Annotated in this window: 16 protein-coding genes; 1 reads left to right on the top strand and 15 read right to left on the bottom strand. The window is 71.6% G+C overall.

Translation table 11 applies throughout. The features are described 5' to 3' along the window. Positions 1-8 precede the first annotated feature (8 nt). The 5 genes from ASF35_RS11415 to rpsB all read right to left on the bottom strand — a co-directional run bounded on the left by ASF35_RS11415 (position 9) and on the right by rpsB (position 4,145). Positions 9-890: a phosphatidate cytidylyltransferase gene (locus ASF35_RS11415; RefSeq protein ID WP_055967352.1), complete on the bottom strand. Its 882-nt coding sequence runs from the start codon at positions 888-890 to the stop codon at positions 9-11. Further along, positions 880-1,434, bottom strand: coding sequence for a ribosome recycling factor (gene frr / locus ASF35_RS11410; RefSeq protein ID WP_200914550.1), 555 nt, complete (start codon positions 1,432-1,434; stop codon positions 880-882). Before frr ends, ASF35_RS11415 begins: the two co-directional genes overlap by 11 nt. Further along, entirely contained in the window at positions 1,434-2,213 is a 780-nt protein-coding gene (gene pyrH, locus ASF35_RS11405) for a UMP kinase (RefSeq protein WP_200931768.1), read from the bottom strand. The genes frr and pyrH overlap by 1 nt, the downstream gene beginning before the upstream one ends. Before the next feature lie 109 nt (positions 2,214-2,322). Next, a complete protein-coding gene (gene tsf, locus ASF35_RS11400) occupies positions 2,323-3,138 on the bottom strand; it encodes a translation elongation factor Ts (protein WP_055967346.1) in 816 nt (271 codons plus the stop codon). Positions 3,139-3,218: 80 nt separating this feature from the next. After that, positions 3,219-4,145 carry a 30S ribosomal protein S2 gene (gene rpsB, locus ASF35_RS11395; protein WP_055967343.1) on the bottom strand — a complete coding sequence of 309 codons (927 nt, stop codon included), beginning with the start codon at positions 4,143-4,145 and terminating at the stop codon, positions 3,219-3,221. Between the two features lie 333 nt (positions 4,146-4,478). Here rpsB and ASF35_RS11390 point away from each other — a divergent pair, with 333 nt between their 5' ends. Beyond that, positions 4,479-5,405: a M23 family metallopeptidase gene (locus tag ASF35_RS11390; RefSeq protein WP_055967340.1), complete on the top strand. Its 927-nt coding sequence runs from the start codon at positions 4,479-4,481 to the stop codon at positions 5,403-5,405. A 701-nt stretch (positions 5,406-6,106) separates the two neighbouring features. Here the strand turns inward: ASF35_RS11390 and ASF35_RS11385 are convergent. The 10 genes from ASF35_RS11385 to trmD form a co-directional block, all read right to left on the bottom strand. Then, positions 6,107-7,018, bottom strand: a complete 912-nt coding sequence (locus ASF35_RS11385; RefSeq protein ID WP_055967338.1) for a tyrosine recombinase XerC — start codon at positions 7,016-7,018, stop codon at positions 6,107-6,109. Next, on the bottom strand, positions 7,015-8,166 hold the full coding sequence (gene dprA / locus ASF35_RS11380) for a DNA-processing protein DprA (protein WP_162239307.1): 1,152 nt from the start codon (positions 8,164-8,166) through the stop codon (positions 7,015-7,017). The genes ASF35_RS11385 and dprA overlap by 4 nt, the downstream gene beginning before the upstream one ends. A 56-nt stretch (positions 8,167-8,222) precedes the next feature. Next, complete coding sequence (locus ASF35_RS11375; protein WP_055967332.1) at positions 8,223-9,800, bottom strand: YifB family Mg chelatase-like AAA ATPase; 1,578 nt, start codon at positions 9,798-9,800, stop codon at positions 8,223-8,225. Next, positions 9,800-10,162 carry a YraN family protein gene (locus ASF35_RS11370; protein WP_055967329.1) on the bottom strand — a complete coding sequence of 121 codons (363 nt, stop codon included), beginning with the start codon at positions 10,160-10,162 and terminating at the stop codon, positions 9,800-9,802. The genes ASF35_RS11375 and ASF35_RS11370 overlap by 1 nt, the downstream gene beginning before the upstream one ends. A gap of 112 nt (positions 10,163-10,274) precedes the next feature. Beyond that, on the bottom strand, positions 10,275-10,583 hold the full coding sequence (locus ASF35_RS11365) for a DUF2469 domain-containing protein (RefSeq protein ID WP_055967326.1): 309 nt from the start codon (positions 10,581-10,583) through the stop codon (positions 10,275-10,277). Further along, positions 10,580-11,320, bottom strand: a complete 741-nt coding sequence (locus ASF35_RS11360) for a ribonuclease HII (RefSeq protein WP_055967323.1) — start codon at positions 11,318-11,320, stop codon at positions 10,580-10,582. Before ASF35_RS11360 ends, ASF35_RS11365 begins: the two co-directional genes overlap by 4 nt. Then, a complete protein-coding gene (gene lepB / locus ASF35_RS11355; RefSeq protein WP_235492941.1) occupies positions 11,317-11,997 on the bottom strand; it encodes a signal peptidase I in 681 nt (226 codons plus the stop codon). The genes ASF35_RS11360 and lepB overlap by 4 nt, the downstream gene beginning before the upstream one ends. Positions 11,998-12,053: 56 nt before the next feature. Further along, positions 12,054-12,404: a 50S ribosomal protein L19 gene (rplS, locus tag ASF35_RS11350; protein WP_055967319.1), complete on the bottom strand. Its 351-nt coding sequence runs from the start codon at positions 12,402-12,404 to the stop codon at positions 12,054-12,056. Between the two features lie 315 nt (positions 12,405-12,719). After that, complete coding sequence (locus ASF35_RS11345; RefSeq protein WP_055967317.1) at positions 12,720-13,976, bottom strand: ammonium transporter; 1,257 nt, start codon at positions 13,974-13,976, stop codon at positions 12,720-12,722. A 191-nt stretch (positions 13,977-14,167) separates the two neighbouring features. After that, a complete protein-coding gene (gene trmD / locus ASF35_RS11340) occupies positions 14,168-14,851 on the bottom strand; it encodes a tRNA (guanosine(37)-N1)-methyltransferase TrmD (protein WP_055968537.1) in 684 nt (227 codons plus the stop codon). Positions 14,852-14,876: the final 25 nt, after the last annotated feature.

The raw sequence follows: 14,876 nt of genomic DNA, 5'->3' as shown, positions 1-14,876 counted from the left end.
GGCGTCGGTCAGGCAGGCGTGACCAGGTAGTGCAGGATCAGCCACGCGACGGGGGCGACGGCGATCAGGGAGTCCAGACGGTCCATGAGACCTCCGTGGCCGGGGAGCAGGTCGCCCATGTCCTTGATGCCGAGGTCGCGCTTGACCAGGGACTCCGACAGGTCACCGAGCGTGGCCATGACGACGCCGGCGACGCCGAGCAGGACGCCGACCCACCAGTCGCCGTCCAACCCGAGCACCACGGTGCCGATGCCCGCACCGATGCCGAAGACGAGCGAGCCGGTGAAGCCCTCCCAGGACTTCTTGGGGCTGATGGTCGGGGCCATGGGGTGCTTGCCGAACAGGACGCCGGCGATGTAGCCGCCGATGTCGGAGGCGACCGTGGCCACGATGAACGCGACGATGCGCCAGGGTCCGTCGTCCTCGACGAGCATGAGCATGACGAAGACGCCCATGAGGTGCAGGTAGGACAGGCAGAACAGGCCGGCACTCGCGTCGCGCACGAAGCCGTCGGCGCCGTCGGAGAGTCGCCACACGAGGGTGCCGATGACGGTGAGGGCCATCGCGACGGCCGCGGTCTCCATGCCGCCGTAGTAGGCGCCGAGCAGCATGAGGGTGCCGCCGGTGAGCACGGGCAGGAACGGGACGGTGATCCCGGCCTTGCCGAGGGCCCTGGCCAGCTCCCACAGACCGACGCCGAGCGCGAGCACGACGACGGCGACGAACAGGTCCTTGAAGAGGAACAGCGACGCCACGACCGTGCCGCCGAGCGCGGCACCGACGGCGATGGCCGCCGGCAGGTTGCGCCCGGCGCGGCTCTTCTTCTGCGCCACCGCGGGGTCGGTCTCGTCCAGGGGTCCGTCCGTGGGGGCGGGCTCCTCAGACCTCAAGGAGCTCGGCTTCCTTGTTCTTGAGCATCTCGTCGATCTGGTCCACGTGCTGCTTGGTCAGCCCGTCGAGCCGCTTCTCGGCGCCGGTGTTGTCGTCCTGGCTGATCTCGGAGTCCTTCTCGGCCTTGTCCATGGCCTGCTTGGCGCTGCGGCGGACACCGCGCACGGCCACCCGGCCCTCCTCGGCCTTGGAGCGCGCGAGCTTGATGTACTCCTTGCGCCGCTCCTCGGTGAGCTCGGGCAGGGTCACGCGCAGCACCTTGCCGTCGTCGGACGGGTTGACGCCGAGGTCGGACTCGCGGATGGCCTTCTCGATCGCACTCTTCGCGCCCTGGTCGTAGGGGCTGATGATGACCGTGCGAGGCTCCGGCACCTGGAAGCCCGCCAGCTGCTGCAGCGGCGTGGGGGTGCCGTAGTACTCGGCCGTGATCTGGGCGAACATCGCCGGGTGCGCACGACCGGTGCGGATCGCGGCGAACTCCTCGCGGGTGTGCTCGACGGCCTTGTCCATCTTGCTGCCGGCCTCGCGCAGGGTCTGGTCGATCACGATGCGTCTCCTGTAGTCGTCCCGTTGAGTGGTCCGGTCCCACCGTGGACCAGCGTCCCGATCCTCTCACCACGCAGGACGCGGGCGATGTTGCCCTCGCCCTCCATGCCGAACACGATCATGGGCAGGTCGTTCTCCATGCACAGCGCGAACGCGGCCGCGTCGACCACCTTGAGGCCGAGGCGCAGGGCCTCGGCGAAGGTGATCTCCTCGAAGCGTCGCGCCGATGCGTCGGTGCGCGGGTCGGCGGAGTAGACCCCGTCGACGCCGCTCTTGCTCATGAGCACCGCGTCGGCCTTGATCTCGAGCGCACGCTGGGCCGAGACGGTGTCGGTGCTGAAGTAGGGCATGCCCGCACCGGCGCCGAAGATCACGACGCGGCCCTTCTCGAGGTGCCGGATGGCGCGCCGGGGGATGTACGGCTCGGCGACCTGCCCCATGGTGATGGCCGACTGCACCCGGGTGTCGATGCCCTGCTTCTCGATGAAGTCCTGCAGGGCGAGGCTGTTCATGACGGTGCCGAGCATGCCGATGTAGTCGGCGCGGGACCGCTCCATGCCGCGCTGGCTGAGCTCGGCGCCGCGGAAGAAGTTGCCGCCGCCCACGACGATCGCCACCTGGGCGCCCTCGCGGACGGCCTCGGCGACCTGGCGGGCGATGGCGTTGACGACGTCGGGGTCGATGCCGATGCTCCCGCCGCCGAAGACCTCGCCGGACAGCTTCAGCAGCACGCGACGGACGCCGGGACCTGGGGTCCCGGCGTCCCCCGTCGACAGCTCCGTGCTGCCGTGCACGCCACGGGGGTCGGCCGGGTCACCGTTCGTCTGGTGGATGCTCACGATGCTCCGGTCCTTCCTGTGGTCGTGCGTGGGTCGACTCCTGCGCTCAGGCGCCGATCTCGATGTGCGCGAAGCGCGTGATGCTCACGCCGGCGGCGTCGAGCACGGCCTTGACCGTCTTCTTGTTGTCGGTGACGGACGGCTGGTCGAGCAGCACGACGTCCTTGAAGAAGCCGTTGACGCGACCCTCGGTGATCTTCTCGATCGCCTGCTCGGGCTTGCCCTCCTCGCGGGCCGTGGCCTCGGCGATCTCGCGCTCCTTGGCGACGATGTCGGCGGGCACGTCCTCACGGGTGAGGTAGCGCGGGCGCATGGCCGCGATCTGCATGGCGGCGCCGCGGGCGGCGTCGAGGTCGTCGCCGGTGTACTCGACGAGCACGCCGACGGCCGGCGGGAGGTCGCTGGCACGACGGTGGAGGTAGACGGCGACCTGGCCGTCGAACGCGGCCACGCGGCCGAGCTCGATCTTCTCGCCGATGACGGCGGCGAGGGCGCTGACGGTCTCCTCGACGGTCTTGCCGTCGTCGAGGGTCGTCTTGGCGAAGGCCTCGGCGCTCTCGGGCTTGCTGGCGTCGGCCGCGGCGGCCAGGCGCTCGGCGAGCTCGATGAACTGCTCGTTCTTGGCGACGAAGTCGGTCTCGGAGTTGAGCTCGACGATGGCGGTGCCGGTGTTGGCGACGAGGCCGGACGAGGCCTCGCGCTCGGCGCCGCGCTTGGCGGCCTTGGCCGCACCGGAGATCCGCAGGATCTCGACGGCCTTGTCGAAGTCGCCGTCGGCCTCGGTGAGGGCCTTCTTGGCGTCCATCATCCCGGCGCCCGTGGCGTCGCGGAGCTTCTTCACGTCTGCGGCAGCAATGGCCATGTGCGTGGTCTCTTCCCTGATCGTGGTGGTGGCAGGTGGTGGGGTCGGGTGCCGGGGATGGCCCGGCACCCGACCAGGGATCACTTGTCGGCGGGAGCCTCGGTGGCCTCGGCAGCGGGGGCCTCGGCAGCCGGAGCCTCGGTCGTCTCGGCAGCCGGAGCCTCGGCGGCGGGCGCCTCGGTGGACTCGGCAGCCGGGGCCTCGGCGGCGGGGGCAGCGGACTCGTCCTTCTTCTCGAGCAGCTCGCGCTCCCACTCGGCCAGGGGCTCGTCGCCACCGAGCTCGGCGCCGGCCTCCTCGTTGCCCGTCTTGGCGCCGCCGCGCTGCAGCAGGCCCTCGGCGACGGCGTCGGCGACCACGCGGGTCAGCACGCTGACCGAGCGGATGGCGTCGTCGTTGCCCGGGATCGGGTAGTTGACGTCGTCGGGGTCGCAGTTGGTGTCGAGGATCGCGACGATCGGGATGCCGAGCTTCTTGCACTCGTCGACCGCGAGGTGCTCCTTCTTGGTGTCGACGATCCAGACCGCGGACGGGGTGCGGGCCATGTCGCGGACGCCGCCGAGGGTGCGGTTCAGCTTGTCGTACTCGCGACGCATCTGGAGGAGCTCCTTCTTCGTGCGACCCGAACCGGCCACGTCGTCGAAGTCGATCTCCTCGAGCTCCTTCATGCGCTGGAGCCGCTGGTGCATCGTCTGGAAGTTGGTGAGCATGCCGCCGAGCCAGCGCTGGTTGACGAAGGGCATGCCGACGCGCTTGGCCTGCTCCTCGACCGGCTCCTGCGCCTGGCGCTTGGTGCCGACGAACAGGATCGTGCCGCCGCGGGCGACGGTGTTCTTGACGAACTCGTAGCCGGCATCGATGTAGGCCAGCGACTGCTGCAGGTCGATGATGTAGATGCCGTTGCGCTCGGTGAAGATGAAGCGCTTCATCTTCGGGTTCCAACGACGGGTCTGGTGCCCGAAGTGGACGCCGCTCTCGAGCAGCTCTCGCATGGTGACGACCGCCATGGTCGATTCCTCCTCTGGACGCACCGGCCCTGCGGCGGGTGGTCCGTTCCTGGTTGATGCACCGCCGGTCGGCGGTGCCCTGACTCCCGTGCCACGCGAACCAACCTGCGAGCAGGACCAGGATCGCGCCCGGCGTTCGGTCGACGAGCGACGTCACGACGGAGACGGGCGTGCGAATTTCACGTCCGAGGACGTGATGGGGTCAGTCTAGGACACCGGGCGGGAGAACGAGAAATCCACAGACCCGGCGCCGTGGGCACCTGCGGACGTCCCGTGTCCACAGGTCGCGACGAGGGCCTGCCGCGACGAGCGCCGACGGGGTTCGCTCGAGTCATGCCGGCCCGCTCCCCCCACCCTCGCCTCCTCCTCGCCCTCGGCGCTGCCGCCGCGATCCTGCTGTCGACGGCGACCGGTGTGGCGCGGGCCTCGGACGACGGCCCGTCGTGGTCGTGGCCGCTCGGCCAGCGGGTGGTGGGCACCGACTTCGACCCGCCCGACACCCCCTACGGCGCAGGGCATCGCGGGATCGACCTGCCCGGCTCCCCGGGCGAGCCCGTGCGTGCCGTGGCGGCCGGCCGGGTCAGCTTCTCGGGGACGGTGGCCGGCGTGGGCGTGGTGACCGTCGACCACGGGGGCGAGCGCTCCACCTACCAACCGGTGGAGCGGCGCACGGTCGAGCGTGGCGACGCGGTCGAGCCCGGCGAGGTCCTGGGTCGACTCGCGCCGGGTGGGACGCACTGCGCGAGCGCGTGCCTGCACCTCGGGCGACTGCAGGGCGAGCGCTACCTCGACCCGCGCGATCGGCTCACCGGCGAGTCGCGGTTCGTGCTCGTGGACCCTGACGCCCGACTCCCCCGGCCCCCGGCCGGCGCCCTCGGCTCGCTCGGCGACCTCGCCCGGCCCGTCGGTGGGCCGGTCACGTCGGCGTTCGGGATGCGTGTCCACCCGGTGACCGGCATCCGCAAGCTGCACGACGGCGTCGACCTCGGCGCCTCCTGCGGCACGCCCGTCCGAGCGGCGAAGGCCGGTACCGTCCGGTCCGCGGGGCGCGACGGTGCCTATGGACTCCGGGTCGTGCTGGACCACGGCGGCGGCGTGCGCACCGCCTACGCCCACCTGTCCTCGGCCTCGGTCTCGCGCGGCGACCGGGTCGATCCGCGCACCGTCGTCGGCCGCGTGGGCTCGACCGGGATGTCGACCGGCTGTCACCTGCACTTCATGGTGGTGCGGGGCGGGAAGCCGGTCGATCCGATGGGGTGAGGGGCTCTGCGGCTGCGTCGCTGTGGGTGGGTCTTCTCCTGTGGCTGCGCTCCCGCGGGTGGGTCTTCTCCTGCGGCTGCGTCGCTGTGGGTGCGAGTCGACCTGCTCTCCGATAGGGCCTCGACCGGCGGACGGGGCCGGGCTCGGGTGGGCTCTCGGAGCGCGACCCCGGGGGACGCAAGATTCTGCGTTCGTGCGTGAGGGGGCGAAGGATGCTGCGTTCGCTACGGGATCCCGTCACCAACGCAGCATCGTTGGGGCTTCCGCACGCGAAGGCAGAATCCTGCGTCCGCCGGGGCCTCTCTCCCGCCGGGCGGCGGAGATTCTTCCTTTGCGCGGGACGGTCCACGAGAAGGGAGAATCCCTGCCCGTACGGACCCCTTTTCGTCGCCACGATGCTTCCTTCGCGTGGCACGGTCCACGCGAAGGAAGAAACGTGGCCGCGCCCCGCAGACCCAGCCGAGCGCAGACCCCCTGCTCCGGTCGAGGCCTTTCGGAGACCACGCCCACTCGAAGCCACAGCGACGCAGCCGCACGCGAGTACCCAGCTGCACCCCGCAGACCCACCCGAGCCCAGACCCCCTGCTCCGGTCGAGGCCCTTTCGGAGACCGACCCGCCTGGGAGCCACAGCGACGCAGCCGCAGGTCGACGGCCGGAGGCGACGAGGCGGCCGCAGGACGCGTCGTCCTTCGCCCGCGTCCTACGCCCGTGGGTGCGCCAACCGGTATGCGGCGCGCAGCCGCTCGGTGCTCACGTGGGTGTAGATCTGGGTGGTGCCGAGGGAGGCGTGGCCCAGCACCTCCTGCACGCTGCGCAGGTCGGCGCCGCCCTCGAGCAGGTGAGTGGCGGCGGTGTGCCGCAGGCCGTGGGGGCCGAGGTCGGGGGCGCCCTCGACCACTGCGAGCCGGTCGTGCACGATCTTGCGGGCCGCGCGAGGGTCGAGTCGACCGCCGCGGACGCCCAGCAGGAGCGCCGGCCCGCTCTCCGGGCCGACCAGCGTCGGCCGCCCGATGGTGACCCAGGCGTCGACCGCATCGGCTGCCGGAAGCCCGTAGGGCACCGAGCGCTCCTTGCGACCCTTGCCGAGGACGCGCAGCAGGCGACGGCCGCGGTCGATGTCGTCGATGTCGAGACCGCACAGCTCACCCACCCGCACGCCGGTCGCGTAGAGCAGCTCGAGGATGGCCAGGTCCCGCAGGCCCACGGGACCATCGGTCTCGATCGCGGCCGACGTGGCGTCGAGGAGCGCTCGGACCTCGGTCTGGCTGAGCACGTCGGGCAGGGCGCGCTGCGAGCGAGGACTGGCGAGCAGTGCTCCGGGATCGTTCGTCGCGCGGCCGGTGCGCACCAGCCAGGCCGTGAACGAGCGGATCGACGTCGCGCGCCGGGCCAGCGTGGCCCGCGACCGGCCGAGGGTCTGCTGGTTGGCCAGGAAGCTGCGCAGCGCCCGCGTGGTGAGCCCCGACGGCTCGCCCGCCCCGAGGGCCCGGGCGTGGTCGGCCAGGTGGCCGAGGTCGACGAGGTAGCCGCGGACGGAGTGCTCGGAGAGGTCGCGCTCGTGGCGCAGGTGCTCGGTGAACGCCTCGAGCGCGTCGTCCCAGGCTCCACTCATGGTCCCAGCGTGACGGGTCGGCGGGCCGCGATCGAGGCACCACGCGGGAGCACCAGCCACCGGTCCCCCACGCGGGCGCACCATCCCTGCCGCTCGAGACCCGCCAGCAGGTCCGCCACGTCGGCCCTGCTGCCTCGCGCGGCGACCGCGACGTCGGCGGTGCTGCGCGCCTCGGTGAAGGAGAGGGCGTCGAGCACCCGCCGAGCCAGCCCGCCCAACCGGTCGTGGTCGGTGTCGGACGGCCGGACCGGCTCGGGCACGTCGGCCGACACGCCGGCCACGGCGTCGAGGACCTCGCGGCCGTTCGTCACCAGGACCGCCCGCCCGTCGCGCAGCGCCTGGTGCACCCCGGCGGACTGCTGCGACGTGACCGGACCGGGCACGGCCATCGTCACCCGCCCCAGGGCGTCGGCCCAGTTCAACGTGTTGAGCGATCCGCTGCGGCGGGCCGCCTCGACGACCACCGTGCCCACCGTGAGCCCGGCGATGATGCGGTTGCGGGTGAGGAAGCGTGACCGCATCGCGACCTGCCCGGGGGCCTGCTCGGAGACCACGAGACCGTCCTGGGCGATGCGCTGCAGCAGCGCGGCGTGGGTGCGTGGGTACTCGACGTCGGCACCGCAGGCGAGCACCGCCACGGTCGGTCGGTCCTGCACGAGGGCGCCGCGGTGGGCCGCGGCGTCGATGCCGAACGCCGCCCCACTCACGACCGTGCCGCCCTGGTCGGCCACGTCGGCCGCGATCTCGGAGGCGCAGTCGCTCCCGTAGGCCGTGCACGAGCGGGCGCCCACCACGGCGATGCCGTGCTCCACGAGCGACGCGAGGTCGCCGGGGCCGCGCACCCACAGCCCGAGCGGCGCACCGGTGCTCCCGCCGAGGGGCTCCACGTGGTCGAGGTCGTCGAGCGCCGCGGGCCAGGCCGCGTCGCCGGGCACGACCCAGCGGAGTCCGTGCGCCTCGGACCTCGCGCGCGCACTGCTCACGGCTCGGTCCAGACGCGCGGCCCCCTCCAGCCAGGCGTGCGGGACCTCCAGCCGGGAGCGTCGGGAGCCATCACGGACCACCTCGAGGAGGCCCGCCGGGTCGTGCTCGCGCACCCACTGCACGAGGCGCGGGTCGCCGGGCTCGACGAGCAGACTCAACGCCATCCGCGCATCGGCGTCCGTGGCGTGCGTGCCCCGCCGTGCGGGACGGTTCGCGGAGGTCATGGCGCCACCACCACGTCCCGCAGCAGGGGTCCGAGCGGGGTACCTCGGCGCAGGGCGAGCGCCAGCTCGACCTCCTCGACGTCGGGCCGCTCCCCCTCGCGCAGGTCGCAGACGCTCCAGGCGACGCGGAGCACCCGGTCCGCGGAACGGGCGGAGAGTCGTTGACCGCGCAGCTGGGAGTCCACGAGCCGCCTGGCCGCGTCCGTCGCCGGCCAGTGCTTGCGCAGGTCGACGCCGGGCACGTCCGCGTTGACCTGCCAGGGCGTGCCGGCCAGCCGTTCGGCCTGGCGGGACCGGGCCCGCGCGACGAGCGGCGCGAGGTCCCGCGTCGACCGGGCGTCTGAGACGCCGTGGACGAGCTCCGGCCGGGTCGGCGCGACGAGGGTGCGATGGATGTCGATGCGGTCGCGCACCGGTCCGGAGATCCGGTCGCGGTAGCGCCGCTGCATCAGCGGGGTGCACTCGCAGGGCTCGCTCACCGACCCGCCCTGTCCGCACGGACACGGGTTGGCCGCCAGGAGCAGCTGGAAGCGGGCCGGGAACGTCGCGGTCTGGGCGGACCGCGAGACCACCACGTGCCCGCTCTCCAAGGGCTGGCGCAGCGCGTCGAGCACGTTCGAGGCGAACTCCGGCGCCTCGTCGAGGAACAGCACCCCGCGGTGAGCGAGCGACAGCGCACCGGGCCGGATGACCCGTTGGCCTCCACCGACGATCGCGACGGCGCTCGCCGTGTGGTGCGGGTCGACGAACGGAGGACGCCGCACGAGGGGGACGTCGGACGGCAGGACGCCCGCCAGGGAGTGCACCGCGCTGACCTCCAGCGCCTGGGGGCGGGTGAGGTCCGGCAGGAGACCAGGCAGCCGCTGGGCGAGCATGGTCTTGCCGATGCCCGGCGGACCCGTCATCAGCACGTGGTGGCCACCGGCCGCAGCGACCACCACCGCCGTGCGGGTGTCCTCCTGCCCGGCCACGTCGGCGAGGTCGAGACCGGCCACGCGGTCGCTGTAGGCGTGGCCGAGACCGTCGCCACCGTCCAGCGGAGGGACCGGCGGGTCGTCGGGCTCCTCCTGCCCGGTCAGCATGGCCACCACCTGGCGCAACGACCGCACACCGACCACGCCGATGCCGTCGACCAGCTCGGCCTCGCCGACGTTGGACTCGGGCACGAGCACGCGCTCGAACCCGGCCTCGGCGGCGGCGACCGTGGCCGGCAGGACGCCCCGCACCGCGCGGAGGCGACCGTCGAGCGCGAGCTCCCCGATGAACACCGTCCCGACGGTGGCCGCGAGCGGCACGATCTTCTTCTCGACGAACATCGCGAGGGCGATGGCGAGGTCGTAGTGGGACCCGGTCTTCGGCAGCGTGGACGGGGCGAGGTTGATCGTGACCCGCTGGTCGGGCCAGGACGCGCCGGAGTTGACCACCGCCGCGCGCACCCGGTCGCGAGCCTCGTTGACGATCGCGTCGGCAAGACCCACGACGACGGTCGACGGGAAGCCGTTGGCGATGTCGACCTCCACCTCGATCGCGCGCCCGGTGAGGCCGTCCAGGGTCACCGAGTGCAGGGCCGCCATCAGGCCACCCCGCTCACGCGCTCGACGACCGGCCCGCCACGGCGTGGGATGCGCACGGACACGACGTCGATCCGCACGCCCAGCGGCTCTAGCCCGTGCGCCTGCAGCCAGGCCGACGCCGCGCGACGCAGCCGCTGCGCCTTGCGGCTCGAGACCGCCTCGAAGCCCGTGCCGTGCCGCTGGCTGGTGCGGGTCTTGACCTCGCAGAAGACGATCGTCGCACCGTCACGGGCGACGATGTCGAGCTCGCCCCACCGGCACGTCCAGCGGCGGTCGAGGATCGTCATGCCGTGGGACTCCAGGTGTCGCGCAGCCACCTGCTCGCCGTACTGCCCGACGGCGTCGTTGCGTGCGTAGGTCATGCCTCCAGCGTCGGCGGGACGACGGACCGGCGACAGGCCACGGGCGCAGGCTGTGGACGACGGTGCTCGAGCGTGCGACGTCCTGTGGACGGACCGCGAGCGCCGGCTCGGCTCAGCTCGACGGAACCTTGACGTCGGAGTCGGCCAGCTCCTCGACGTTGACGTCCTTGAAGGTGAGCACCTTGACGTTCTTGGCGAACCGCGCCGGACGGTAGATGTCCCACACCCAGGCGTCGTTCATGGAGACCTCGAAGTAGGCGTCGCCCGTCTCGGAGCGCACCTTCACGTCGACGGCGTTGCAGAGGTAGAAGCGCCGATCGGTCTCCACCACGTACTTGAAGATCTTCACGACGTCGCGGTACTCGCGGTACAGCGCGAGCTCGGCCTCGGTCTCGTACCGCTCGAGGTCCTCTGCGCTCATCTGCTCCCCATCGCCTCGTCGCTCGCCCGGACGGCACCGGACTCGATGACCGGAACACTACCGGCCGCCGGCACGCTGCCCGGCAGGCTCCACGAGCGGCGGTGGTGGTGGCTGGGCCCGTGGGTGCGCAGGGCCTCCACGTGCGCCGGCGCCGCGTAGCCCTTGTTCTCGTGCCAGCCGTACTCCGGGTGCTCTCGCGCCAGCTCGACCATGAGTGCATCACGTTCGGTCTTGGCGAGGATGCTCGCCGCGGCCACCGCCGCGCAGCGCAGGTCGGCCTTGATCGCCGTGACCACCGGCGGCAGCGGCACCTCCGCGACGTCGAAGAGCGAGGCCTGGTCCGGGACGCTCAGGTAGTCGTGGTTGCCGTCGAGCAGGACCAGGTCGGGCGGGGTCCCGACCTGCTCCAGCGCTCGTCGCGCGGCCAGGCGCATGGCCGCCATGATGCCGACGTCGTCGATCTCCGCGGGTGACGCGTGGCCGACGCCGTACCCGGCCCCGTGGGTGGCGGCCCAGCGCCGGATGCGGGGCGCGAGTCGGACGCGCGCGTCAGGGGTCAGCAGCTTGCTGTCGCGCACCCCCTGGGGTGCGGTGCGCGTGCTCGCGGTGATGGCCACGACGCCGACGCTCACCGGACCGCTCAGGGCGCCGCGGCCGACCTCGTCGGCGCACGCCAGCACGGTGCAGCGCTCGCGCAGGAGGCTGCGCTCGAGTCGGAGGGTGGGCCGACCGGTCACTGCGACGACGCGGGCTCGGACGGGACCTCGGCGAAGGCCTCGCTGCCCCGGATGAGACCGATCCGCTTCCACGGCCACACGCGGACCCACGCCTTGCCGACGACCGAGTCGACGGGGATGAAGCCGCCACCGGGGTCGCCCTGGTGCACGCGGGAGTCCGCGGAGTTGCCCCGGTTGTCGCCCTGCACCCAGAGGTGGTCCTTGGGCACCACGACGTCGAAGCGCGACTCGGCGTTGGCGCTCGGGTCCCTCAGGTACGGCTCGTCGATCGACACGCCGTTGACCGTCAGACGACCCTCGTCGTCGCAGCACGCCACGCGGTCCCCGCCGACGCCCACGACACGCTTGATGAGGTGGCCGCCCGTGGGGAACAGCCCGATGACCTCGAGCGCCTTCTGCGCCGGGTTGCTGGCACGGGCGGACTCGCTCTGGTCGAGCCATCCACCGGGATCGTCGAAGACGACGATGTCGCCACGCTGCGGATCCCCGGTCCAGTAGGAGACCTTCTGGACGAGGATCTTGTCGTTGACGAGCATCGTCGGCTCCATGGACTCCGACGGGATGTAGAAGGCCTGGAGGAAGAACGCCTTGACCACGACGGCCATCACCATGGCGGTGACGACGAGGAGGATGGACTCCTGCCAGACGGGGAGCTGGCGCTTCGTGGTCTCACTCACGACGTGAGCCTAGACGCAGCATCCTGGGCGGGCTCGACGGCCACGCGGGAGGACGCTCAGTCCTCGCGCTTCTCCTTGATCTTCGCGGCCTTGCCGCGCAGCGAGCGGAGGTAGTAGAGCTTGGCCCGACGGACGTCGCCGCGGGTGGCGACCTCGATCTTCTCGATGACCGGGGTGTGGAGCGGGAACGTGCGCTCGACACCGACGCCGAAGCTGACCTTGCGGACCGTGAAGGTGCGTCCGATGCCCGAGCCCTGCACCTTGATGCAGACGCCCTGGAACACCTGGACGCGCGAGCGGTTGCCCTCGACGACCTTGACGTGGACCTTGAGGGTGTCGCCGGCGCGGAACGCGGGGATGTCGTCGCGTCGCGACTCGGCTGCGACCTGGTCGACCAAGTTGGTCATGTCTACTCCTCGCCGGTGCCACAGGTCACCCACGGAAACGATGGTGAGAAAAGTCTTGGTGTCGTACCGGTGCTCGTCGACGGCTCCCCTGTGGCAGAACCGCGGTGCACCAAGGGACGATTCTGCCACAGCGGCCCGGCCCGAACGAAACTGGCCCCGACGAAGCCGGCCCAGCCGAGACCGGCCCCGACGAAGCCGGCCGGCCGAGACCGGCCCTCGGTGGCCCGGGGGAACCGTGGCGCCCGGGATCGGCCCCCGGACGCCACGAAGGGCCCCTGCCCGAGCAGGAGCCCTCCGTGGGGTTCGGGTGACGACTCAGTCGAGCGCGTAGCCTTCCGAGCCGTGCAGCGCGGTGTCGATGCCGGCGACCTCGTCCTCCTCCGTCACGCGGAAGCCGATCGTCTTCTCGATGCCGAAGCCGATGGCGAAGGCCACGACGAACGAGAACACGATGATCGTGAGCGACGAGAGGATCTGGGCGAACAGCAGGTCGGTCTCGCCACCGAAGAACAGGCTGCCACCGGTCAGGGCCTCCGAGCCGAACAGACCGATGTAGACGCAGCCGATGAAGCCGGCGACGAGGTGGATGCCCACGACGTCGAGCGTGTCGTCGTAGCCGAGCTTGAACTTCAGGTCGACAGCCAGGGCGCAGGCGACACCCGACACGATGCCGAGCACGATCGCCCAGAGGGGCGTGACGAAGGCGCAGGCCGGCGTGATGGCGACGAGCCCGGTCACGATGCCGGACGCCGCACCCACCGCGGTGGCCTTGCCGTCACGGAAGGTCTCGACGACGATCCAGCCGATCAGCGCGGCCGCCGGGGTGATGAGCGTGTTGAAGAAGATCAGCGACGTCTGGCCCTCGTCGGCGCCGTAGACACCGGTGTTGAAGCCGAACCAGCCGAACCACAGGATCGAGGCGCCCAGGAGCACCAGCGGCACGTTGTGCGGCTGGGACTCCTCCTTGGAGAACCCGAGCTTGCGCTTGCCGAGAACGAGGGCGAGAGCGAGGGCCGCAGCACCGGCGGACTGGTGGATGATCGTGCCGCCGGCCCAGTCGAGCGCCGCACCGAAGCCGAAGACGTCGTTGGCCAGCCAGCCGTAGAAGTTGCCGTCGGCGTCCACCCCGAAGAGCCAGCGGAACGTCGGGAAGACGACGAAGGTCGTGAACAGCCCGGCGAAGAGCATCCACGGCCAGAAGCGTGCCCGGTCGGCGACCGCGCCCGAGACGAGGGCGACCGTGATGATGCAGAAGGCGACGAGGAACGCGTGACCGCCGAAGGCGTTGGCCGCGTCACCGCCACCGACCCCCGACATCAGGTCCGACATGCCGAAGTCCTCGAACGGGTTGCCGAAGAGCTTGCTGCCGCCGCTCGTGCCGTTGCCGGCGATGCCCGTGCCGCCGTAGAGGACGTAGAGCACCGTGACCAGGGCGAGCGAGCCGAAGCTCAGCATCATCATCGAGATCGCGGACTTGGACTTGACCAGACCGCCGTAGAAGAACGCAAGACCCGGCGTCATGAAGATGACGAGTGCCGTGCACAGCAGCTGCCATGAAAGATCGACTGACATACCCACCTCGTTGTAGCTGGTTGAGTGAACATCGGCGTCCCACAGCCACGCTGCTGTTCTTGGAGGAGCCGCGTTCATCATGGGGCGGCAAGGTTTCCTCAACCACGCCCGGAATGTTTCACCTGCATGACGCCGGTGGCCCCCGTGTTAAATCCGGCGCACAGGGCCTCGTCGGTGGGTGTTCGACGTCGTCAGTCGGTCAGGAGATCGGGCCGACGTTCCCGCGTGCGGGCGACCGCCTGCTCGTGCCGCCAGGCCGCGATGGCCCCGTGGTGGCCGGACAGCAGCACGTCGGGCACGTCGAGACCGCGCCACGACGCGGGCTTGGTGTAGACCGGGTACTCGAGCAGCCCGTCGTCCCCGTGGGACTCCTCGGCGAGGGAGGCGGGGTTGCCCATGAAGCCGGGGACGAGCCGCACGACGGCCTCGATGACGGCGAGCGCGGCGACCTCTCCCCCGTTGAGCACGAAGTCCCCGAGGGAGACCTCCTCGACGCGCCAGCGCCCGCGGGCGTGGTCGATGACCCGCTGGTCGATTCCCTCGTAGCGGCCACAGGCGAAGACGAGGTGTCGTTCGCGACTCAGGTCGTGGGCGAGGGACTGCCGGAAAGGCGTGCCCGAGGGCGTGGGCACCAGGACGACGGCCTCGTCGCTGGTGACGGCGTCGAGGGCCTCGCCCCAGGGCTCGGGGCGCATCACCATGCCGGCGCCGCCTCCGTAGGGCGTGTCATCGACGGTGCGGTGGCGGTCGTGGGTGAAGTCGCGCAGGTCGTGGGTGCGGATCTCGAGCAGCCCGCTCGCGCGGGCCCGGCCGGCGAGCGAGAGGTCGAGGGCGTCGAGGTAGGCGGGGAAGATCGAGACGACGTCGATGCGCATCGTCGGGGCGACGTGGTCGCCCGGT

The sequence above is a fragment of the Aeromicrobium sp. Leaf291 genome, from assembly GCF_001423365.1.
Classification (GTDB): domain Bacteria; phylum Actinomycetota; class Actinomycetes; order Propionibacteriales; family Nocardioidaceae; genus Aeromicrobium.
Note: the sequence above shows the minus strand (reverse complement) of the source record. Positions and strands in the feature narration are given on the sequence as shown.